This window comes from Sphingobacteriales bacterium (genome assembly GCA_016700115.1).
In the GTDB taxonomy this organism is placed as follows: domain Bacteria; phylum Bacteroidota; class Bacteroidia; order Chitinophagales; family UBA2359; genus UBA2359.
The window spans coordinates 1,018,644-1,042,701 of record CP064999.1 but is presented as its reverse complement, the minus strand read 5'-3'; the positions used below and the strand labels follow the sequence as shown (position 1 = coordinate 1,042,701).

17 protein-coding genes are annotated in these 24,058 nt (G+C 42.0%); 11 read left to right on the top strand and 6 right to left on the bottom strand.

What is annotated here, in order from left to right; translation table 11 throughout:
* Positions 1 to 18 precede the first annotated feature (18 nt).
* Positions 19 to 4,875: a T9SS type A sorting domain-containing protein gene (locus IPM47_03485; GenBank protein ID QQS30028.1), complete on the bottom strand. Its 4,857-nt coding sequence runs from the start codon at positions 4,873 to 4,875 to the stop codon at positions 19 to 21.
* Between the two features lie 368 nt (positions 4,876 to 5,243).
* Between IPM47_03485 and IPM47_03480 the strand changes: the two genes are divergently transcribed.
* From IPM47_03480 to IPM47_03445, 8 genes are all read left to right on the top strand, one after another.
* Positions 5,244 to 5,519 carry a hypothetical protein gene (locus tag IPM47_03480; GenBank protein QQS30027.1) on the top strand — a complete coding sequence of 92 codons (276 nt, stop codon included), beginning with the start codon at positions 5,244 to 5,246 and terminating at the stop codon, positions 5,517 to 5,519.
* Between the two features lie 208 nt (positions 5,520 to 5,727).
* Positions 5,728 to 6,165: a hypothetical protein gene (locus IPM47_03475; GenBank protein ID QQS30026.1), complete on the top strand. Its 438-nt coding sequence runs from the start codon at positions 5,728 to 5,730 to the stop codon at positions 6,163 to 6,165.
* 505 nt (positions 6,166 to 6,670) lie between these two features.
* Positions 6,671 to 7,960, top strand: a complete 1,290-nt coding sequence (gene fahA / locus IPM47_03470; GenBank protein ID QQS30025.1) for a fumarylacetoacetase — start codon at positions 6,671 to 6,673, stop codon at positions 7,958 to 7,960.
* A gap of 218 nt (positions 7,961 to 8,178) precedes the next feature.
* Complete coding sequence (locus IPM47_03465; GenBank protein QQS30024.1) at positions 8,179 to 9,777, top strand: acyl-CoA carboxylase subunit beta; 1,599 nt, start codon at positions 8,179 to 8,181, stop codon at positions 9,775 to 9,777.
* Positions 9,778 to 10,099: 322 nt separating this feature from the next.
* The gene (locus tag IPM47_03460) at positions 10,100 to 11,446 is read left to right on the top strand and encodes a vanadium-dependent haloperoxidase (protein QQS30023.1); all 1,347 of its coding nucleotides are present in this window, start codon (positions 10,100 to 10,102) and stop codon (positions 11,444 to 11,446) included.
* Between the two features lie 253 nt (positions 11,447 to 11,699).
* Complete coding sequence (locus IPM47_03455) at positions 11,700 to 12,209, top strand: DinB family protein (GenBank protein QQS30022.1); 510 nt, start codon at positions 11,700 to 11,702, stop codon at positions 12,207 to 12,209.
* Between the two features lie 194 nt (positions 12,210 to 12,403).
* On the top strand, positions 12,404 to 14,218 hold the full coding sequence (locus IPM47_03450) for a DNA polymerase III subunit gamma/tau (GenBank protein ID QQS30021.1): 1,815 nt from the start codon (positions 12,404 to 12,406) through the stop codon (positions 14,216 to 14,218).
* A gap of 45 nt (positions 14,219 to 14,263) precedes the next feature.
* Positions 14,264 to 17,215 carry an insulinase family protein gene (locus IPM47_03445; protein ID QQS30020.1) on the top strand — a complete coding sequence of 984 codons (2,952 nt, stop codon included), beginning with the start codon at positions 14,264 to 14,266 and terminating at the stop codon, positions 17,213 to 17,215.
* 95 nt (positions 17,216 to 17,310) lie between these two features.
* On the opposite strand, the gene IPM47_03440 is transcribed toward IPM47_03445, so the two are convergent.
* Entirely contained in the window at positions 17,311 to 17,844 is a 534-nt protein-coding gene (locus tag IPM47_03440; protein QQS30019.1) for a gamma carbonic anhydrase family protein, read from the bottom strand.
* Positions 17,845 to 18,068: 224 nt separating this feature from the next.
* Here IPM47_03440 and IPM47_03435 point away from each other — a divergent pair, with 224 nt between their 5' ends.
* Positions 18,069 to 18,854, top strand: a complete 786-nt coding sequence (locus IPM47_03435) for a T9SS type A sorting domain-containing protein (protein QQS30018.1) — start codon at positions 18,069 to 18,071, stop codon at positions 18,852 to 18,854.
* 199 nt (positions 18,855 to 19,053) lie between these two features.
* On the opposite strand, the gene IPM47_03430 is transcribed toward IPM47_03435, so the two are convergent.
* Both IPM47_03430 and IPM47_03425 read right to left on the bottom strand, forming a co-directional pair.
* A complete protein-coding gene (locus IPM47_03430) occupies positions 19,054 to 19,890 on the bottom strand; it encodes a phosphatidate cytidylyltransferase (GenBank protein ID QQS30017.1) in 837 nt (278 codons plus the stop codon).
* On the bottom strand, positions 19,887 to 20,093 hold the full coding sequence (locus IPM47_03425) for a DUF2007 domain-containing protein (protein QQS30016.1): 207 nt from the start codon (positions 20,091 to 20,093) through the stop codon (positions 19,887 to 19,889). Before IPM47_03425 ends, IPM47_03430 begins: the two co-directional genes overlap by 4 nt.
* A 343-nt stretch (positions 20,094 to 20,436) precedes the next feature.
* Here IPM47_03425 and IPM47_03420 point away from each other — a divergent pair, with 343 nt between their 5' ends.
* Complete coding sequence (locus tag IPM47_03420) at positions 20,437 to 21,165, top strand: outer membrane beta-barrel protein (GenBank protein QQS30015.1); 729 nt, start codon at positions 20,437 to 20,439, stop codon at positions 21,163 to 21,165.
* Between the two features lie 528 nt (positions 21,166 to 21,693).
* Positions 21,694 to 21,888, top strand: a complete 195-nt coding sequence (locus tag IPM47_03415) for a hypothetical protein (protein QQS30014.1) — start codon at positions 21,694 to 21,696, stop codon at positions 21,886 to 21,888.
* Between the two features lie 77 nt (positions 21,889 to 21,965).
* Here IPM47_03415 and IPM47_03410 read toward each other — a convergent pair whose 3' ends face one another.
* Both IPM47_03410 and IPM47_03405 read right to left on the bottom strand, forming a co-directional pair.
* The gene (locus tag IPM47_03410; protein QQS30013.1) at positions 21,966 to 22,745 is read right to left on the bottom strand and encodes a sulfite exporter TauE/SafE family protein; all 780 of its coding nucleotides are present in this window, start codon (positions 22,743 to 22,745) and stop codon (positions 21,966 to 21,968) included.
* 35 nt (positions 22,746 to 22,780) lie between these two features.
* Positions 22,781 to 24,019, bottom strand: coding sequence for an NAD(P)/FAD-dependent oxidoreductase (locus IPM47_03405; GenBank protein ID QQS30012.1), 1,239 nt, complete (start codon positions 24,017 to 24,019; stop codon positions 22,781 to 22,783).
* Positions 24,020 to 24,058: the final 39 nt, after the last annotated feature.

Below are 24,058 nucleotides of genomic sequence, written 5' to 3'. Positions count from 1 at the left end.
GCACCGATTTGAATATATTTACCGAACCAAAACCAGTTTATGATACGACCAAGGTTTGCCGTTTACGGCAATATGGTAGAAATAAATACCATTAGGCAAATGCTCAACGGCATACTGCATTTGTCCCGAATTTTGAAGATTACTGACGTATAAAACACGTCCGACCGCATCGTAAAGACTGAAAACGGCGTGAGATTCTTGCGGCAGACTATATTGCAGATATACAAAGTTTTGAGCGGGATTAGGGTACAATAAGCCGATAGACATATCCGAGGTAGTTGGTTTGTTTTTGAAATTGATGCCTTCTCCGATAATTTGGTTGAACAAAGCGGTATCTAAAAAAGCCGGAAAATCGGGTAATAAGCAAGGGTACTCCTCGCCATGGGCAATAAGCAACATCGTTTGCGCATGATGGGCAGAGGGCGAGTAGGCTGTGGCAATGTTGCGCAGGTCGGTTTCTTCCTGCGGAGTCAGTTGCAGATAGATTCGGTTTTGGCTTTTCAGCGACCATTGTATTTCTGCTATTCGCTGGAAATGTTGTTGGTCTTCCGTAGCGGCGGGCAGGGCAGCCAAAGTAGCATTGACAATAGCGGAATCGTCCTGCTCCATGTATTTTTGCAATAGCAGGCGTTGGGCAAACTCGTTGTTTACGCTTTCAAGCAGGTTGACGGCGGCTGTTGTATCTCCCTCTTCTTCGTAGTGGCGGGATTTTCGAAGCATTTCGAAGTTTAAAAGCGATAGTTCTTCAATGCCTCTTATTTCTTCGTCTTCCAACAAATCGCGGTTCCCACAGTTTTCTTCGGGGCTATCAGGTGGCGTAGTGCACTGTGAGTTGGTTACATTGCCCGTTATGGAAGGCGTAAACTGGGCAACGAGCGGGATGTCGGCACGGTGGAAGTAGGTAAACGTCCCACCGGTTTGTGAGGCGACGATGTCGGTAACAAATCCTATTGCTCCCGGATTTTGGTTGAATACATTGTCGGCGGGGTTTTGGTTTACAAATAAGCAATCTCCCTGATTGTCTAAACTGCCAACGGTTAAGACCGTGCCGCTTACTACATAGTCTTGTGTGGCTATGGCAACGGCACCGTTGTCGAACCGATTACAGGTAATCTGAACGCCTCCGGCGTTTATAATACCATTATTCCCAAAAGCCCATATTCCAATAGCATTACTATTAAAATCGTTGTTGCGGATTCTGTTGGGCAAGAGTCCGGTATTCATCAGGATACAACCAAAAGTATTGCTGTTGATGGTGTTTTGGTTTTCGATATTGAACAGGCATCCGCGGGCAAAGATGCCTATAATGCCAACGCTGCTTGGAGCAGTATTAATGCTGTTCTGGAGAACATCCATAGAAGTACCGCTAAACTGCATCGCTACACGCGAATTGTTGATTTGATTGTTAACCACCGTATATTGAGACGCTAATGGGTATATACTGGCCGTGGCGGCAGAAATTCCAACTGTACAGGCATCAAACTGATTGTTATAGATGGCAACTCGTGTGCATTCTTCGGCACGGATGCCATATTTAAGTCCGGCGAAAATATTGCCTGCCGAGCTTGCAGTTTCGCCTATTTCTACCGATCGGTAGTTTTGCATATACACCCCGGCTTCGGTTCTTGGTTGTGTAAAGAAATTTGAAAACGGGTATTTTAAGCCGTCGGATATAAAGCTTGCCCTCAACACTTCGGAACGGGGTTGTCCGTTAAAAGAATTATTAAACCAACTCAGATTGATTCCATGAAAGCAATTCAAGAAAGTTACCCTCTCATCAGCAACAATACAAACTCCGCCGGCAGTAGCCAAAGCGCTTGCTTCATTCAGGTAGTCTGTGAGAAGAACGGCAGTCAGTGTGGGGTATGCTGTGGAATTTTGCGGGTTAAAAACCGCATTATTGTTGAACACTAAGCTAATACCATACACATCCATAATTGGCAGGTTTTGAGTAGCTATGCCGATAATAGCATCTTCAATCAATACTTGGACAGTTGCAATTACCGTACCGAAATTGTTAAAACCCGTGCCGGAATCAAAACCTCGTTGGATGCCCAAGCCGGGACCCTCTACCTGTATGCCCTGCCAAACGCTGTTGCATAGTCCGGAAAGATGGGTTTGGAACTGACTGGAATTAAGCGACAAACGTGCGCCTCTTTTGACTATAATTCTGGTGTTCGGGCTAAATATCATACGCATGTCTTGCAGAAAAAGAGTAACCCCGGCAGGCACTACGATGTCCACATCCAATAAAACGGGGTCGCCGGAGGCTACCAATCCGAGTGTGACAAAATCATTAGAAGTGGGTGTCCATGTTGCGTTCGCCGGAACAACATAAGCGGGTCTGTTATCGGTAGTAGCATTATTGGTTACTTGCGGCATACCGGGTTGCAGGGCAAAGCCAATGGTGTCTAAGCAGCATTGTAAGGTGGAGTTACTGTTTATTTCTTCTATGGCAATAGGAGGACAGCATTGTCCACAAACGGTAAAATGGGCAGTATCGGTAAGGCAGGTGAAGTTGCCGGTTACCGGAAATTCGGTTTCTTCTGTAAGAATATTGCGGATAAGCCGGTAATGCCAACAAGTATCGCAGGCAGGTTCACTCACCAAAAAAGGGTCTGTTTCCCCTTCGAGGATTTCCCAGTCTTGGGTGGCGGCATTTTGGAGTTCCCAAGTATAGAACACATTGGGAATGACATTACAACTATCACCTGTCAGTATAGCACTATTGCAGCAAGAAACGCTGATGGTGGTGTCGCCGGCAAAAAAAGTATCGGGCATGATGCTGACGTTGTCTATAAGATAGTAGGGGTAAGGCGAACTATCTGTATTTTGCCTGCCATGAATCAGAATTGCATCATAATCGTCATCAGCAGTAAAGCAGTTGATGGCTTGCTGCCAACCTTGTGGCGGCAAATTAGTTTCGGTATAGATGTTTTGGCTGTTAGGAATGACATTCGGAATATTAAATGAATTATTACAAGGAGCAGTTGCTTCGTTAAGCAAATGTACATAGAGGTTGTCTAGAGTACTCCCCCCATAAAGAACGTTGAAAAGTGGTGTGACTGCTCTATGAAAAGAAAGGATGTATCGTTGGCCGGCAGTGATATCAGCCATTCCAATTAAAGCTTCTGCACCATTTATATTAGACCACATACCGATACTAGATCCGGGGGAAGGAAAATCCAAGTTGGGGAGTGTTGTTTGTAGTACAAAATTAGGCGTTCCGAAACACGAACGCCATCCATCAAAAGTAGCACAATTGTTTAGATCGCTGGTCAATCCGGAAGCAGTAGGTAAAGTAAATTGGGGTATATTATTGATAGGGCAGTCGTAAATAAAAGTACTGTTGCATACTACATCGCAAGGTTGAGTATAAGTACAGTTTAACAAACAATGTTCAACGAAAAAATAAATAAATGTGGTGTTTGCTTCTTCTCCGGTGGCAGCACTTATGGGTATATAGCTTAGTACATTAAAACCTAAACTAGCATCAATAATTGAAATAGATGTGGTATTGGCTGTATAGGTGATAGCACCTACAATAGCATCAATACAAGCAGGGTCTAAGGTGGATTGCACACCTCGGTCGTTGGCTAAAACATCGCTGATGAGGATGGTAAACGGAAAATCGCAGGCTGAGAAATGAAATCCATCGTGGCAATTTAAACCGTCGTCATCAACACCGGCAGCAATATGTCCACAAGCAGGTAAATAGATTTCATTTTGAGCCGAATGAAAAGGCAGTGTGCCATCGCCATATCCGCCTTCTACACGGTAGCCAATGGCGCATAACGCTTCAACTTCGAAGTCAGTGGGGCGGCGTATGGCAAATCCGGCAGTACTGTTTACGATAGCAGGGGTCATTAAATAAGGAATTGCATCGCACTCGGATCCGGTTTGATAAATATCTTTTCCAAAATGGCTGATACTGCTGCCTTCCGCCCATGCAACAGGACTATAAACTGATAAATCGGCAAATGGTGTAAATGGTCCTTGAAACCGGATTCTGTCGCAACCGGCAGTTAGACAAGCAATCGGTTGATTAAAAACAGTTTCATAGCAATTGTCGTTATTAACTATTAGAGGAAGGCCGGGGTCACCCAGATCATTCAAATACTTGTCATACCGGGTATATAGCCCTGTACCAGGCGGGTCATACCCTGCCACAGGTTGCCATTTACTGTTGCCGTCATTGTTAATTAAAGAACTGATACCCAACATGTGCATAACCTCGTGTAATACTACCTGATAAAAGTCGGGAAAATTAAAGGAGTTCACCCATGTAATATCATTCATGTCGAAGTTCCAGTTGATGTTTTCGTGGAAATTAAATTCCATGTATCCGTGATAAGAAAAATCACCTATGACATAAGGATAAGATGTAGGGTCTTCACCTCCGTTGATGGTGCGCCATACGCTGTTGTGCGTTATGCCGGGTTTAGTGGCGTTTGGAGTGCTGAAATTGTAGTAATAGCCGGATGCTCTACCGAGCGTATAACTGGTTGTTGACCATGAATAAAAGGAAGGTAGTATTTGGATGCGCAGGGTGGGGGGATTATCATCGCATATCGGGCTGGCATCCAACATAAAAGATAAATCGGTAAGCACCTGACAAACCACATCGCGGGCAGCAGCAGCAGCCGGAGTTCCGGCATTAAAACCAAATCCGACAGGGTCGTAAAAATCAACCTGAAAATTAAAGTTAGCTCCGTTTATCATGCCTGCGTCAAAATCGCAGGGCAGCAACTGCATCCTGTTGCTTGGTTGGGCAACATCATCCAGGCTGTACGAGTTGCCAAAATCATCGAAAATCTCCAAAGGGCTGTCCAAAGTATAGTTTGATACAGGGGCAGGAATCGAATCAAACCACATTACGGGCGTTTGTCCCATTAACACATTACCCCCCCCCCCCATATATATAAGGAAAGCGATACGAACAATACCAAAGTTCTAATGAAACCGTTCTTTTTAAAATTCTCATGTTGCATCATGGTTTTTTAATTTTAAATGAATAAATGGAAGGATGGTTTTTAGTTGAAAATTGTCCCCATTGTTTTAATTCCCTTATAGCGTGCGACAATTTACAAAATAGCATCATTACTTGTAATGAAAAAAACAGAAATAAAAACGGGTTTTTTGAAAATTTCAGCGATTTTCAGTTATTTTTTAGCGGGTTTGGTGTGAAAATGTATTGATTTTCAGGGAGTTACGTTAACTCCCTGTCTATTGAGGAGTGTGGTTTGCGAGCAAAAAAAATTTCCTACCACACACAAGCCAACTACACCGATGATTTGTTCGACCAACAAGATCAGGTAGAACTAACCCTTAAAGGAACAGGCTGTGCCGGCGAAGCTACGTTGAAAAGAGGTGCCACCGTGTTTAACATTGAGATTATGGGTGTTATCAAAGGCACTCCCGGAGCAAACGGAAAAGACACTTACCTGCTCTATGGCACTTACGGAAACGGCAGAAGCTTTATCACCATCAGTTTGTGGAACTACGTACCGGTAGGATAATCAACTCTTAACAAACCCTTTTATCAACAGCCTCCGACAGTTTTTGTCGGGGGCTGTTTTTGTTTTATGGGGAAGGGCAGTTTTTTAAAGGGGTGGTAAAATATTTTTTCTATAGGTTCGTTAAACGAATTTGGCGGTAAATGTCTAACATACAGTCATTTACCAATTTTTTGTATCATTTAACAATAAACAAATCTTGAAATAGCTTATGAAAGCAGTAAAACAATGCGTGTTGGTTTTGATAGCCCTGTTAGGGTTGATGCCGGGTTTAGTGAAAGGTCAGGAAGAATTGGGCGACTATGGTATTCCCGTAGAGGCGTTTCCTACAGCACCCAACGAATCGGAAGCCACTGCGGTCATCAACTTTAACTTTGATTATATGGGCTTAAATCCCGGTCCTAATTTTCTACATTTAGACGAAGCTACTAAAATCAAGTTGTTTGCATTTTATAGCCCCTATATCCGCAAATATGCCTTATATGCGCTGGATGAAGAAAAAAAAGATGTGGAAATAAAGGTAATTCCTTCAAAAGACAACAAAAATTGTGTGTTTGCTTATATCGGTGGAGATTGGGTGAATGTTATCATATCGGAGAGGTTTACCTATACGACTATGGAAGAAGCCAAAAAAGAATACAAAGAGTAAATAAGATTTCAATATCATTAAAAAAAGGGCAGCTTGTTAAAGTTGCCCTTTTTTGGTTTTAGGGGCTATCATTCAAACTTCTTATATTTAAATGATAGGCAGCCCTTAATCCTAAAATCATTTATGGTTTTTAAGACGGTATATACTTTCCAGATTGTTAATCGTTTTTTCTACCCATTGCCGCGAATACAACGCCAATTCCGGGTTTTTACAGTTGTTTGCGAATTTGTTCAGCCTGTTTGGGGCTATAATGCTCGCGCAAACGATACAATTTTAGTAACATGGAACTCATATCAGTATATGCAGCCCGGTGTTTTTTTTTCACAAAAACTCGTCTTTTGAAACATCAGGATTTCCTAAAAATCAGAGATTGCCAGCTTCCTGATAAAATTAGTAAGCCTGCTTCATGGCTTGTTATTGGGGATATTTGATACTTTAGCGGCATAAAAACAAAAAACATTGCAGCAGGTTCTTTACTTTTACGCTTCACTATCTACAAAGCAAGATGCCCCTTTCCATACCTGCCAATAATCCTCAGCTAAGATCGTGGATACCTGTACCTGACAACAGTGATTTTCCCATTCAGAATCTGCCATTTGGCGTTTTTTCAGATAGTAAAAACCTTCAACCCCGTCCGGCAACTATTATTGGAGATACGGTGATAGATCTATCTGCACTGGCAGGGTTAGGATATTTTAATTCCTTAAATCTTGATCCGAACATTTTTTCCGGCACTACACTCAATGCTTTTTTGCAATTGGGAAAACCGGTTTGGCGAGCAGTACGACAACGATTGTCAGACTTGTTTAACATTGAAAACGACCTGTTGAAAACCAATGAATCTCATCGGGCAACAGTGTTGTTTTACATTCATGAAGTTGTGCCGCATCTTCCTGTTCAGGTAGGTGATTATACCGATTTTTATTCGAGTAAAGAACATGCCACTAATGTGGGCATTATGTTCAGAGGGGCCGACAATGCTTTGATGCCTAATTGGTTGCACATGCCTATTGGGTATCACGGACGTTCTTCGTCTCTTGTCGTTTCAGGAACTTCCATTCGCCGCCCCAAAGGGCAAATGCAACTGCAAGACGGTCAGCCTCCTGTTTTTGGTCCCTCCAGATTACTTGATTTTGAATTAGAGATGGCCTTCATTACCGGTCAGGGAAAACCGATGGGCGAAAGCATTTCCACAGAAGAAGCCGATGATTTTATTTTTGGCTTGGTATTGTTTAACGACTGGTCGGCAAGAGACATCCAAAAATGGGAATATCAGCCGCTTGGCCCTTTTTTGGGTAAAAACTTTGGATCTTCGGTTTCTCCATGGATAGTAACTTTAGATGCACTCGAACCGTTCAGAGTGCCTGCACCCGAACAAAATCCGCCCGTTTTGCCCTATCTTCAGTACAAAGGGGCAAAAGCGGTTGATATCCATTTAAATGTTATGTTGCAGCCTGAAGGAGAAGCGGCTACCGAAATTTGCCGTTCTAACTATAAACACCTCTATTGGACAATGGAACAACAACTGGCACACCATACCATCAACGGGTGCAACATCAACGCCGGCGATATGTTGGCATCGGGAACCATCAGCGGAGCTTCTTCCGATTCTTTCGGTTCAATGCTTGAGTTGACCTGGAGAGGAACAAAGCCCCTCATTTTGCCAAATGGAATAGAGCGAAAGTTTATAGCCGACGGAGATACGGTCATTATGAAAGGATACGCACAATATCCCGGCAGCAAACTGAGAATAGGCTTTGGTGAAGTTAGCGGGAAAGTTTTGCCGGCAAAATAGTTTAGATTTACGATTTTAGATTGAAGACTTAAGACGAAAGATATAAGACCAAGACAAATTGTATTGATTGTGGTCGAAGTTTAGACAGCTAAACCTCTAAGGAAAAGCAAATAATATAGCCCGAAGAGGTGACAGATACCAACCCACTCTGAGGGAGTGGCATATAGGAGAGGTGACACATAATTGAAAACAACCACCAACAAATTACCTGCGATAAAATGTCTGTGATAATATCCCGTATCAACACCGGTAGCGCTGCCTACCACGAAAACCAACAATATATTTCCGAACTGTTGTCGAAGTTAGAAAAACATCTTACCGAAAGCAGGTTTCAGGGCAGTGAAAAGCATATTGCCAAAGCAAGGGCACAGCAGAAACTTCTTGCCCGAGAACGGATTGATTTGTTGCTGGATCAAGACTCGCCTTTTTTGGAATTGTTGCCGCTGATTGGGTTAAAACAAGGAGGTTTTGGCGCAGGAGGTACCGTTGTTGCAGGGATAGGCTTGGTTTGTGGGCGGTTGTGTATGATTTCGGCCAATGTGGGAACGAATAAAGGCGGAGCCATTGATTTTTTTACCCTTCAAAAAGCATTGCGTGTGGGACAAATAGCAATGGAGAACCACCTGCCGATGATAAATCTGGTAGAATCTGCGGGGGCCAACCTTCCCGAACAGGCAAAAATTTTTGTACAAGGGGGAATAAACTTTAAAGAAATTACACAACGCTCGAAACAGGGGATTCCGAGCATTGCCGTAGTGTTTGGAAACAGCACTGCCGGAGGGGCTTACATTCCGGGCATGAGCGATTATATTATTATGGTAAAAGACCGGGCAAAAGTGTTTTTAGCCGGACCGCCTTTGGTTAAAATGGCAACCAATGAAATTGTTGACGATGAAACATTGGGTGGTGCCGACATGCACAGCAAAGTTTCAGGGGTTTCGGACTATTTGGCAGCCGATGAATTTGAGGCTATCAAAATTGCCCGCGAAATTATATCTCATCTGAAACCTGCAACTCCCGGGTTTATTCCGCCGGCACAGATTTCTCCTCCCAGGTATAGTGCCGAGGAGTTGGCCGGCATTATTCCCGCAAGTGCTCAAAAACCATTTGATATGCGCGAGGTAATCGCCCGTATTACTGACGGGTCTGAATTTGCCGAGTTTAAACCCGAATATGGCAATACGCTGGTTACAGGTTTTGCCCATATTCATGGGTATCCGGTTGGGATTCTTGCAAACAATGGGGTATTGTTTTCAGAATCGGCCAACAAAGGGGCGCACTTTATCCAACTCTGTAACCGGAATAACACGCCAATCATTTACCTCCAAAATATTACGGGCTTTATGGTTGGTTCAAAATACGAACAGGAAGGCATTATCAAACACGGGGCAAAACTTATAAATGCTGTATCAAACAGCAGTGTGCCGGCAATTACCATAATGGTAGGGGCTTCTTACGGAGCCGGAAATTACGGAATGAGCGGACGTGCGTATTCGCCGCGTTTTCTGTTTACCTGGCCTAATCATAAAATAGCCGTGATGGGACCCGAACAATTGGCCGGGGTTATGGAAATGGTGCAAAGAGAATCGGTTGCTAAAATGGGCGGTGAAGTTGATGAAGAACAGGCCAAACAAATGCGCGAATATCTGATGAAAGAAGTGGAGGCACAATCAAATGCCTTTTATGCCACTTCGCAAGGCTGGGATGATGGTATAATTGACCCCCGTCAAACAAGGAATGTCTTGGGTTTTTGTCTGGCTGTGGTCAACAATGTACCCATTAACAGTGATAACCAATACGGAGTGTTCAGGATGTAATAATTTTTTCTTTAACTGGATACATAAAACTGGTAAATACTACTTTTGTATAGAAATGCCAGCTATTACTGAAATAAAAACTATTATCTTACACTCTCCCATTATCTTTGATATTGCAAAAATAAATTCCTCAATTATCAGAGAGTTTAGGCTTCGTTCATATTCACTTTTAGGTAACTTTACGTTTTAAAATATAATTCTCCGGACGGAATCATTCTTCGTTATATTTACCTATCCTTTGAAAGGAACATCTTTCTATTTCAGAAGACAATTTTCCCCTGCAATCTCCTTAAAATTTTTATCACTCCAAAATCTTTCAACTATGAAAAACTTATCCTCCGGTCTTCTTTTTTTACTCCTTTTGTTTGCCATTGCATTTGTCAGCGGATGTAAAGAAGACGAAAACGAATTTGATACAACAGAAGACTTTAGCGCCGAAGTTGCCCATAAATGGTTTGACCTTACCCGTAAACTCACCAAAGAAACAGCGGGCTTTACTCCTCCTGTAGCAGCTCGCGCCTATGCTTATACAGGCATTGCTCTTTATGAATCAGTGGCTGGCGGCTCTGACCACCTTCATTCTTTGGCAGGCCAGATCAGTGGTTTAAGTCAATCGGCAGTTTCAAAACCCAATTCTACCGAAGAATACCATTGGGGAATTGTTGCCAATAGCTGTTTAACAGATATTGTGAAAAAGCTATACCCTAATGCAACCGACGAAAACAAAACACGCATCGATTCTTTATCTTTGGCTGTTGAGCAATCCTTATCGGCAGGGGTTGACGTTGAGGTCTTTGACCGCTCTGTGGCACATGGGAAAACTGTGGCCGACGAAATTTATAACTACTCCGTAACAGACGGGCAAGACCAAGGTTATACGAGCAATTTTCCTGCTTCTTACATACCCCCTGTAGGAGACGGGTTTTGGGTTCCTACTCCTCCCGCATTTTTAAATGCCATGCAACCATATTGGGGCGATGTGCGGCCATTTGTTTCTGATAATATTACCGGAACTCAACCCGAAGCACCGATTCCTTTTTCAACAGAGGCGACTTCTGCTTTTTATGAGGAAGCCTATGAAGTGTATGAAACCGGTCAGAACCTGACTGCCGAACAAACCCTTATTGCACAGTTTTGGAGCGACGATCCGGGTAAAACCGGCACACCGGGAGGCCATTCTATTTCTATCACGACTCAAGTTTTGAGAAAACAGAATGCCAATCTCGGTTTGGCCGCCGAAACCTATGTAAAAGTGGGAATGGCGATTAACGATGCCTTCATCTCCTGTTGGCGATGTAAATACCTCTTCAATTTGTTGCGACCGATTACCTATATTAAACAGTATATTGATCCGGATTACACAACTTTGCTCACCACGCCTCCTTTCCCCGAATATACTTCCGGACATTCTGTTCAAACCGGAGCCATGGCCACCATTCTTACCGATATGTTTGGCAACAATTATGCTTTTACCGACTCAACACATGTTAGCAGAACCGATATTGACGGCTCTCCCAGAAGTTATGATTCATTTATGGATGCAGCCAACGAAACCGCTATTTCACGGCTTTATGGGGGTATTCATTACAGAAAAGCCATTGAAAAAGGCGTAATACAAGGCTCTCAGATCGGACAGAACATTATCCAAAAGATAGAATATCACCATTAGTCAGGAAGTTATTGAAACGCCTGATATTGCACTTGTTATTTTATTGGTCTTGTTGAAGACCCACTAAACGAAGTTCCGACAAAACGAGTTGGTAAATCGGCATGATTTATGTCTGATTTAGTTCTAAACTTATGCTCGTATAACGACTTAGGTATTGTACTTTTGAGAGTTAAACAGTTCTTTTCTCAGACCAATGTTTCAGGAAACCTTTGTTTTTGGATTCTACTTTATTAAACTACCAATATCATAAAACATGACAATGCAGGCAACCGGTGAAAGTGCAATTTTAGCCGACGTGTTAAACAGTACCCGAATTCTGACCAATTATTACCTACACAAAGCTCAGGGGCTTGATTTTTCTAAACGATTTGAAGTAAACGGCTTTACCACCAACAGCATTCATTGGATTGTTGCCCATTTGGCTTGGGCTGAATATTTTTTAGTGTTAAAAGCAGTAGGCAACCATGATTCTGATGTGCCGGAATGGTTTGACCTTTTCAGCATCGGCGCTCCTTTTCCTGCTTTGGAAGAGATGCCTTCTTATGAAGAAGCATTTCAGGCATTTAAAGACATGCACCTTCAAAGTCTTGAATTAATCAAGTCGGTTCAACCGGAAGAACTTGACCAACCCAATCATTTAGGAATTAAATTTGGCGGCAGCGACTCAAAACGCATGATTATTCACCATTGCATCAGGCACGAGGGCACGCATACCGGACATCTTGGTTGGTTGTTGCGGATGCACGGAAACAAGGTTGTTTGAAAAGAGATTCAAACAGAGGGCAGGTAAAAACAACGGTACTGTGTTTTTTTAAAATTAGAATCGGACCAAGCCCATTTAATTGCTGCTTTCACAGCTAATATCGGAGTAAAAAAGGTAAATACCGGATTATCCTTATTCCGTTATCACTTTATTTGGTAATTTTGGCGCATTGTAAAGCATTTTATACTATTCCGATGAGCTTTGTTGTTTCAGCACGAAAATACCGCCCCCAATTGTTTGGCGATGTAGTGGGTCAAAAATCAGTAACCACTACTTTGAAAAATGCGATTAAAGCCGGCAAACTCGCACATTCCTTTTTGTTTTGCGGGCCGAGGGGAGTTGGGAAAACTACCTGTGCCCGTATTTTGGCCAAATTGCTCAATTGCCAAAATCCAACGGCAGAAGCGGAACCTTGCGGAACCTGCCCTTCCTGCACGGCTTTTTCGCAATCGGCATCTTTCAATATTTTTGAATTGGATGCAGCATCCAACAACTCGGTTGACGATATTCGCAATCTTATCGAGCAGGTTCGGTTTGCCCCGCAATCGGGTAAATACAAAATATACATCATTGACGAGGTTCACATGCTTTCGTCTGCTGCTTTCAATGCTTTTTTGAAAACACTGGAAGAACCCCCCTCTTATGCCATTTTTATTTTGGCAACTACCGAAAAACATAAAATCATTCCTACCATACTTTCACGGTGTCAGATTTATGATTTCAACCGGATTTCGGTTCAGGACATGGTGGAACATTTGCTCGAGATTTCCAAAGACCAGCAAATTGTTGCCGAAGTGGATGCCCTTCATATTATTGCACAAAAAGCAGACGGAGGTCTTCGGGATGCACTTTCTATGTTTGACCGTATTGCCAGCTATTCAGAAGGAAAAATTGGCTACGAACAAGTATTGGAAGCACTTAACGTGTTGGATTATGACTATTTTTTTAAAGCAACCGACTACCTGCTTATTCAGGATGCTGCGGGATTGTTGATGCTGTTTGACGAAATTCTGCGCAAAGGTTTTGAGGGTGATAATTTCATCAACGGTCTTGCCGCTCATTTCAGAAACCTGTTGGTCTGTAAAGACGAGGCAACCCTTTCTTTGCTGGATGTAACCGAAGGATTGAAAGATAGATACCGGACTCAGGCTCAATTAGCTCCTATGTCGTTGTTGTTAAGTGCGCTCAACCTTGCCAATGAATGTGAAATTCAATACAGAACCAGTAAAAATAAGCGGTTACAGGTAGAGTTGTTCCTGCTAAAAATGTGCTATGCTGCCAACGCCGTTCAACTAAGCAACTATCAGGGAAGCGGCAATGTTGCACTTCAGGCAAACAACGGGGAAATTTCACTGATTTTAAAAACACCTGTGGAATTTACCAAAAAAGAAAAACAAGAACCCAAAACAAACGAATCGGCGAAAGACAAACCTGCGGTTTTGTATAACGAAAACGATCCGGTCAGAACGGTAAAGGAAAACACCGAAAATTATGTAACAACCGGAACGGTTAAATTTAGCATGGGCCAGTTGCACAATACAAAACTGGAAACACCGGCTAAAACCGACGAGCGGGAACCGGTAAAGGATGCCAAAACAGACGTTTCTTTGACCGAAAAAGAGCAAAAAGCCTATACTCAGGATCAAGGAGATGAAGCCACTATGCTTAATTGCTGGCAAGAATACAGCCAAAAAATAGAATTAGGCTCGGTTAGAACCTTGTTTGAACAGATAACCCCCTTGCTGCAGGGATTTTCTATCCTGATTTGTGTAAGTTCTGAAGTACAAAAAGAACTAATGAAGGAGGATGCTCCTAAATTTTTAAGGTATTTACAAAAAAAGACCGGTTCTCGTCAGTACAGCATTGACTGGCAGATTAACAAACCTACTTCAGACGATTCACAAAAAACATTACCTGCCTATACGCCCAATGAACAGCTAAAGGAAATGCTGCTTGACAATCCTGCAATTAGTGAGTTGATCAAGCGGTTACAACTACAGTTGAATTAGCCGGTTTTAAGGCAGCTTCTTTCACAACCAATTTTTATTAGATTTATGCGCAAGTTACACTTCGAAAACAAACGGTTACTCATCTCCTTCCTGTTTTTTGGCTTATTCCTGTTTTTACTTTCCTCCGGAGTTCATGGACAAACGAAAAGAGGTAAAGACGGCAACTACGTCTATGAATATGTTGAAAACGACCCGCTTAAAGCCAGAATTTATACTTTAGATAACGGGTTGAAGGTCTATTTATCTCAAAACACAGACGAACCCCGTATTTTAACCCTTGTACCTGTTCGGGTTGGCAGCAAGGAAGACCCGCGTGACAATACCGGATTAGCACATTATTTAGAACACATGGTGTTTAAAGGAACTTCAAAAATCGGTACTCACGATTGGCAAACGGAAGAAAAACTGTTGAAACAAATTTCAGACCTGTACGAGGAACATAAAAACACGGATGTGCCGGCCAAAAAGAGCAGCATTTACAAAAAGATTGACAGTTTGTCTTATATAGCCTCTACGTTTGCCATCTCGAACGAGTATGATAAAATGATCAGTTCGTTGGGAGCAAAAAGCACGAATGCTTATACTTCGAGCGACGAAACGGTTTATATCAACGATATTCCTTCCAATGAGCTGGAACGATGGCTAATAGTAGAATCAGAGCGATTTAGCCAATTGGTACTACGTTTGTTTCATACCGAGTTGGAAACGGTTTATGAAGAGTTTAACATGGGGCAAGACCGGGACGGAACAAAAGTATATCAGGCGATACTCAAAACCATGTTTCCCAAACATCCGTACAATATCAGCACAATTGGCGTTGGCGAACATTTGAAAAACCCGTCTATGGAGGCCATTCACCGCTTTTTTGATACGTATTATGTGCCCAACAACATGGCTGTTTGTATGTCCGGCGATTTGGATTACAGCAAAACCATTGCTTTGATAGACAAACATTTGGGTAAACTGCCTTTTAAAAAACTGGAACGTCCGGTAATGCCCAAAGAAGAAGAACAGACTAAACCGGTAGAAGCCACTGTTTTTGGCAAAGAAGTTGAAAATGTGAGTATTGCATTTCGGTTGGATGGGGCAGGCTCTAAAGATGCCTTTATGCTGCGGCTGATGGATGGAATTTTTCAGAACGGACAAGCGGGTTTGATGGATATTAACCTGTTTCAGCAGCAAAAAATTCTGGATGGCGGGGCATATCAAAATGTGATGAACGATTACAGCATGTATGTGATGAACGGTGTTCCCCGCGAAGGACAAACGCTTGAAGAAGTGCGCGACCTGCTGATGCAACAGATGGATATTCTTAAAAAAGGCAGTTTTGACGACGAACTTATTCCATCGGTAATCAAAAACTTTAAGCTGAACGAATTGAAACGGGCAGAAAGCAACTGGGGCAGGGCTTCTTATTTTGTCAGGTCGTTTATTACCGGCCAAAAATGGGAAACTTATGTGAGCGAACTCAGCCGTTTGGAAAAAATCACCAAAGCCGATGTGGTAAAATTTGTCAACGACCGGTTTAAAAACAACTATGTCGTCATATATAAACGCAATGGCGAAGACCCAGGCGTTCTTAAAATGGAAAAACCGCCCATTACTCAGGTAGAACTCAACCGCGACAAACAGTCTGAATTTTTTAAAAACTATGAAAAAATAGCTGCCCGAAGTTTAACCCCTGTTTTTGTCAACTACAAGGAAGCCATTAAAAAAGGCAAACTAAAAAACGGGATAGAGGTGAGTTATATCCACAACACGCTCAACCCCACCTTTAATATGTACTATGTGTTGGATATGGGGACCAATCACAACAAAAAGCTGGGTTTGGCAATTAAGTATCTCCCGTATTTAGGTACCAGTAAATACAATGCCGAACAGTTGCAAAAAGAGTTTTACAAACTCGGCGTAAGTTTCGATATCTATTCTTCGGCCGACCGGGTTTATGTGTCGCTTTCGGGATTAGAGGAATCTTTCGAAGCGGGGTTAAAACTGTTTGAGCATGTGTTGAGCAATATTCAACCCGACCAAAAAGCGTTGGATGATATGATTGCAGGGCTGCTTAAAGAGCGCAACGACAATAAGAAAAACAAAAATATCATTTTTGGGCAAGCGTTGGTTAACTATGGAATTTACGGACCCAACTCCGAATTTACCAACATTTTGTCAGAACAGGAACTCAAACAGATAACCGGCAAAGAACTGACCGATTTGCTCAAACAGTTGAGTACCTACAAACATTATGTGTTCTATTACGGGCAAAACGAACTGAAAGACATCACCAAGTTACTTTCAAAATATCATAAAGCCCCCTCAAAACTGAAAAACTATCCCAAACCCGTTGAGTTTACTGAACAGCCTACCGAAAAGGAGAAAGTTTACTTTGTCAACTACAATATGGTTCAGGCGCAGATTGCCATGCTCGCAAAAGATGAAAAGTTCAATAAAAACTTAATTCCGGCTTCGTCTGTGTTTGGCGAATATTTCGGAGGCGGGTTATCGTCCATCGTTTATCAGGAAATTCGCGAGGCCAGGGCGTTGGCCTATTCTGCCTATTCTTATTTCAGTTCACCACTAAAACCGGATAAGTCGCATTATACCCGTGCTTTTATGGGTGTTCAGGCAGACAAAATGGTCGAGGCAATTAAAGCTATGAGCCAATTGATGAACGAAATGCCCAAATCCGAAAAACAATTTGAAGGTGCCCGGGCCTCGGTTCTCAAACAGATTGAAACCGAGCGTACTACCAAAACCAATATTTTTTTCAGCTATCTGAGAGCCAAAGACAGGGGGTTGGACTATGATCTAAATCAGGACGTTTACGCTAAAGCTCCTTCACTTACCTTAAACGATATGGAACAGTTTTTTAACCAACATGTAAAAGGTAAAAAATATACCTATTTGGTGATTGGCGACAAAACAAAATTAGATATGGACTACCTCCGTTCGCTGGGTGAGTTTAAAGAGCTGACTATGGAAGAAATTTTTGGTTATTGAGGGTTCTGAATGACAGAAACATGTTGAGCAACGTACTTTTTTAAATAGCGTATTATTTTTATAAAGCCGAAGGGTAACCTGATAAAAAAGTCAGGTTATACTTCGGCTTCTGTATTTTCGGCAAACCATCCGGCATACATGATATAGTTGTTGGCAATGGTTTCAATTAACCTCGAAAATTGCTCGGGGCTGATTGTTTTTACCTTTTTTGCCGGAACTCCCGCATATATACTGCCCGATTCAACCACCGTATTTTCCAGCACTACTGCTCCTGCCGCTATGATGCTGTTGGGATGAACAACGGCATGATCCATCACAATTGCGCCCATTCCTATCAGCACGTTATCATGAATGGTGCAACCGTGAACGATTGCCCGGTGCCCGATAGATACATTGTTGCCGATATTTACAGGTGCTTTTTGGTAGGTGCAGTGAATGATTGCCCCGTCCTGAATATTTACCTTATTGCCGATATGAATATAATGAACATCTCCTCTGACAACGGCATTAAACCAAACGCTGCAATTGTCCCCCATCGTTACTTCGCCAACAACGGTGGCATTGGGGGCTATAAAACAATCGTCTCCAAATTCGGGATTTTTTCCATTAACCGGCATTATTAAAGGCATAGGCAACCGTTTATAAGTAAATTTCGTTAAATTTTGTTAGAAAATGACACAATCATGTATGCAAATCCAAAAAAGAACTAACTTCCGGCGGACGATTTATTGAAGATATTGGTTGCATCATAAAAATAAATTTTGCCCTTTTTTTCAACAAATCTTTCGCATAATCGTTTTTTATTCACATCATTTATCAAATAATTCTTTCACCATAACCAAATTTCTACGTTATGAAAAAAATTTTACAAAACACGTTGCTCGTTCTTTTACTTTTGGTTACCGGTTGGGTTAATGCTCAAAATCCGGTGTTAACCATTTCCTGCCCGGCTACTGCCGATGACTGGATAACAATTACTTATTATGCCGATGCAGGATGTACGCCCACCGGTAAAGGAAATGTTGCAGGGTTGCCCTATATCGGAATTCATAGCGGTGTTACAACTGCTGCTGGCTCATGGCAATATGTAAAAAGTTGGAACGAAACCCCTCAAAACATAATTGACACTAAAATGTATCCTGAATCAGGAACCAACAATTATAAAATCACCATTTTGCCCCGTGAATTTTATGGAGTTCCTTCAACGGAAGATGTAACCGGTATCAACTGTGTTTTCAACGGCTCGGACAACGATGCCAATGCCTGGGATTCTGAAGGAAAAAATCCCGATAACGGATGCAATGACTTTTCTCTTGCTTTTGCCGATTGCAGCGGCACCGGAATTGGCAACAACTCACAAGAGGCAATTCAACTGCGCAATTCTCCCAATCCGTTTGCTACTTCTACTCAAATCTCTTATTTTACCTCTGTTGACGGACAACATGCCAGCCTGAAAATCTATAATTTACAAGGTCAGGCTGTTAAAACCTTGACCTCAGCCAATCATATTGCCGGTCAGCACTTTGTAAGTTGGGATGGTATTGACGAAAACGGAACCTCAGTTCCAAGTGGTCAGTATTTAATCGTTCTCGAAACCGAAACAACGACATCTACCGCTAAAATGCTCGTTGTTCGTTAATCGGAACATTTAGGTGGTATCTCCGGTTTTTCGGACGGTTACATCAATAAAAAAAGGGCAATCCCGATGGGGTTGCTCTTTTTTTGTTTTAGCAAAGCAAAACAAGGTTATTAACCGGTTGGTAGAATTCGAAAAACAGAAGTAGAAATTATTTAAACCGCGTATTTTTTGAAAAATCTAAAGCTTTGCGCCAATCAAACTACTTCGCTAAGTTCAACCAACACCAAACAAACGGAATGACTAAAAACACGGCATCCAAACGGTCTAAAACACCGCCATGGCCGGGTAAAAGGGTTCCGGAATCTTTAACACCGATATTTCTCTTAAACATCGACTCGGCTAAATCGCCCCAGGTTCCGGCGGTGATGGAAAAACCCGCGATAACCAACCAATCGGTCAAAGAAATTACCGGTATAAACTGAGCAATAATCACCGCCATTAACAAAGTCAAAAAAGCCCCGCCGAGGCTGCCTTCCCAGGTTTTGTTGGGCGAAACACTTTTGAACAAAGGCGTTTTTCCAAACAGTTTACCGGCAAAATAGGCCCCCGTATCGTTTGCCCAGATTAGCAGAAAAATACTGAGAATAAAAAAGGGCTTATAGCCGGCATCTGTTCCGTAAATTGCGAGGGCATTGACCAAAGCGCAGGGAACGGAAACGTATAAAATTCCGGTCAGGTGGAGTGAAAACCGGACAAACAAGCCTTTGGGTTTGGCATATAGTTCCCGGATAACCGGCAAAAACAACAAAGGCGGAAGAACTACCCAATATTTGGCAGGCACAAGGCCGGTTAAAATGCCCGAAAGCAGCAGGTAAACCAACCCACCGAGAGCTGTAACTGCCAGTTTATCAAACAAAGGGGTGCGGTTGGGCGCAATTCCTTCCTGCATTTGTAACATCACCGCAAACTCCCAAACCCCTCCCAATACAAACAACAAAAGCAGCATCATGAGCAAATAACTGCTTGTAAAAAGGCAGGTAAATGCAATAGTTGCCAAAATAAGCGCCGTAACCACCCTTTTTCCTAATCCGCTCATACGTTTTGTTGTTCGATTAACAAGATGGCTTCGTCTGCTTTCTCTTTGGGGGAATATAGCTCTGCTTCTCCAAAAACCAAATAAGAAGAATCTGTCTTATCAATAACCACACAAGGTATGTCATGATTAAGCAGCATGTTTTTGAGAATTTCTGCAAAATAGCGTTGGGTAGTGCTGTAAATTTTAACCCAGTTTTTTTCCATTGGTCAACTGTTGTAATGTTCCGCGGGATGATTTATCCCGTATTAGCGTTATCCGGTTCAATGTCTGAAGATATGTCTCCTTTCACTTAACAAAAATTTCCAGCCGCAGACATGCTTCAACGCTTCCTTACACAGGCAAAGGTACAAAATAAAAGGTTTGGTTCATAAATTATACTAATCCGATTTAGGACTTTCAGCATATAGTTATAGCGTCGGGTAACAAACCTCACGTTTTTTTAAAAATTATCGGGTAAGCCAAAAAGAATCCATAAATTAGCACCGTTAATAATAGACCTTCCTGCAACAGGAAGAGTCATTTTTATATTTTTGAAAAACAAACAACATGAAAAACATTGTTTCCCTGCTACTGATGGCCATGCTTTGTGTTTCGCCCGGTGTTTTTGCACAAGGAGGAAAAGCAGCAAGCAAACTGAAAGGCTCTAAAGACCGCCTAATTCTTGAACTCGCACATGATAACTGGCTCGAAAAACCCGACGACATCAAATTAAAATGGTATGGACGGGGATTAAATATTTACGCCATGTACGATGTGGCTTTGATTGACGACAATGTGAGCATAGCTCCGGGAGGCGGGTTTTCCTTTTCCAACTATTACCACAACGGCTATTTTTCATTAGATGCCGATGAAAACACCCTGTTTAAACCCCTGCCCGACAAGGTTTATAACGGTACCGACTCGGTTTCGCTCGGCAATTCAAAACGCAACAAACTCAGCACTTCGTTTGTGGATGCTGCCCTTGAACTGCGCTTTAGAACCAACCCCAATAAATCAAACAAACGAATAAAATTTGCAGTCGGAGCCAGAGCCGGATACCGGCTTGATGCACATACCAAATACCGCGGCGACGATTTGAACGGCAGCGGAAGGGAAGTGTTTATCAAAACCAAACTCATTCCAAACATGAACCGTTTCAGATATGGATTAACCGCAAGAGCCGGTTATGCCAACATCAATTTGTTTGCTTTTTACTCCCTTTCCGAGTTGTTTGAAAAAGACAAAGGCCCCAAAATTGTTCCTTTCTCGGTTGGCATCAGTTTTAACAGCCTTTAATCCCGGTTTTTTACCATATACTGCAAATTAAAAAGCCCCTGACCGTTAGTCAGGGGCTTTTTTATTGACTTTTGAACAAAAAAAAGTCAATTAAACACCTTAAAATTGCAATTTCCCTCTTTAAAATTATAATTTTCTTCTCTCAAATTGACTTTTGAAACTTTAAAATTGTAATTTTCTTCTCTCAAATTGACTTTTGAAACTTTTTAATTGCAATTTTCCTCTTTAAAATTGCAATTATCTTCGCTTAAATTGACTTTTGAAACTTTAAAATTATAATTTCCTTCTCTCAAATTGACTTTTGAAACTTTAAAATTGTAATTTTCCTCTTTAAAATTGCAATCTTATTCTTAAAAATGTCAATTTTTTAGGTTAAAATTGACATGTTTTTTAGCCCTGTTTTCAACCTGTTTTTCAACATTTGGATGACGATGGGGTAAAACTGAGGTAATGGTCGTTATTTTTTGAGGTAAGCCCCCCTGTTTTTGAAGAGTATGGGCTATCAGCTAAGACAACGAAGGTAATCTATTGATAGGAACTATTGATTCCGGTGTTTGGAAATACGATGGATACCGGCTGACAAATTATACTGACAAAGACGGACTTGCAGACAATGCAGTTTGGGCAATTTTCAAAGACCTTAAACGCGAGTTGTGGTTTGTGTTAAACGGGGAATTTATTTTTATATTCAACGGAGCTTCGTTTACCAAGTTTGAGTTCTAAAAACTTTTTAACCGTTGAGTGGTTAAATTGAATGAAATATATTTTCTGCCTTATGTGATAAAGAGTTCATTAAAATCTCAGTCACCTGCATACCTTCCAACAAAATGTAAAACTGCCCAAACCAAAACCAAAATCAACAAACGCCGTATCCATACATTGGAGGAAGGAATTTTAACGGCGTAATTCGCGGCAACCCACGCTCCGGATGCCTGACCTAAGGTTAACAACAATCCCAACTGCCAGTTAATCTGCCCCTGAACAGCAAACATCAGTAATGCCGGTAGTGTAAAAGAAAACACGAGCAGGTTTTTTATGCTGTTTGCCTGATTCAAACTATAGCCGGCACCTAAAACCAACTCAATTAAAATAAAGATGCCGACTCCTATCTGTATAAATCCACCGTAAAAACCGATGAATACCATTAATACGAGATTTTTTATACTGCGGAGTTTTTGGGTGTCGGGAATTTGATTGGCTAACCATTTCTCGGGGTTTTTAATCACCAAATACAACAGAATAAGCATCACCCCTGCTAAAATTATGTTGAGCAATTTGTCGTTGATGTTTACTGCTAACTGTGCGCCTGCAACCGAGCCTGCAACGGCAGGTAAAATCAAATACCAAATTACGGATTTGTCTGTTTTAATACCACCTTTGCGAAAGGTTAAAAACCCTACCAGACTTTGAGCAGCAACCCCAACTCTGTTGGTTGCATTGGCAATTCCGGTGGGTAAGCCCAAAAAAGTGAGCAGGGGCAAGGTTATGGAAGACCCATTGCCTGATAAGGTGTTGATAATGCCGGCTGCAAAACCGGCCAAAATTGCAAAGGCGTATATATACCCTGACTGAATTTCCATCAGCATTTGTTTTTCAGCAAACAATCATGATATTTTTAATTTTCTGCCATACTGTTTCCGGCAATCCACCCGCAAGTCCACGCTGCCTGAAAGTTAAAACCTCCGGTAATGGCATCAATATTCAACACTTCTCCGGCAAAATAGAGGCGGTTGAACAACTTGCTCTCCATTGTTTTAAAATTTACCTCGTTCAGCCTGATTCCTCCACAAGTAACAAATTCATCTTTAAAGGTGCTTTTGCCTGTCATAAAAAGGGTTGTTTGAGTTAACTGCTTCGTCAAGGCATCCATAAGTTTATTCGACATATCTGCCCATCGCAAGGTTTCCGGAATCTGCGCCATCTCTGTAATTCTTTTCCACAAACGCAGTGGCAGATTAAACAAACTGTTAGCACTGACCAATTGTTTTGAAAATTCCTTTTTATGAATATTCAGTTTTTCCAGTGTTTCGGTTGAACCCATAGGATTTATCCAGTTTATCTCTATGGGTGTCCGGTAGTTTAAATCGTAAAGCGTTTTTGCCCCCCAAGCCGACAAACGCAAAACAGCAGGGCCGCTTATTCCCCAATGTGTTACCAGCAAATTACCGGTAGTTGTAATTTTTGTTCCTCCAATTTTAACGGAAACATCCGAAACAGTGATTCCGGGCAAATCGCTCAGTAAATTGTTTTTGGCAAGGTTTAAGGTAAACAACGAAGGTACCGGAACTTCGAGATGATGTCCCATTTTTTTCAGCAAATTCCACATCGTATTGCTGCTTCCGGTTGCTATCATTACCTGATGAGCCTTCCAATTTTTGCTGCCCGAATCAATGACCTGCCAGTTGTCCTGATTATTGGCAGGAGGTATTAAATCTGTAATTCCGCTATTTGTAATGATGGAAACTCCCGATTTTTCGGCCGCATTTAACAGGCAATTAACGATGGTTTGTGAACTGTTGGTAATCGGAAACATCCGCCCGTCTGCTTCGGTTTTCAGCTTTACCCCTCTTTGTTCAAACCATTCAATCGTATGTGCGGGGTTAAAACGATGAAAAGGGGCAATCAACTCCGAAGCTCCGCGCGGATAGTTTTTTACGAGTTCGTTAACATCAAAACAAGCATGGGTAACATTGCACCTCCCGCCTCCCGAAACTTTGACCTTACTCAACAAATGACGGCTTTTTTCGAGCAAAATTACCGGTCGTTCCTGTTGTTGCTCTGCACAGTTGATGGCTGCAAAAAAGCCGGCTGCACCGCCTCCTGCAATAATAATGGGAGCTTTTTCTTTGAGCATACAGATAGTATAAACTCCGGTAATTTTTTAAAAAAGACT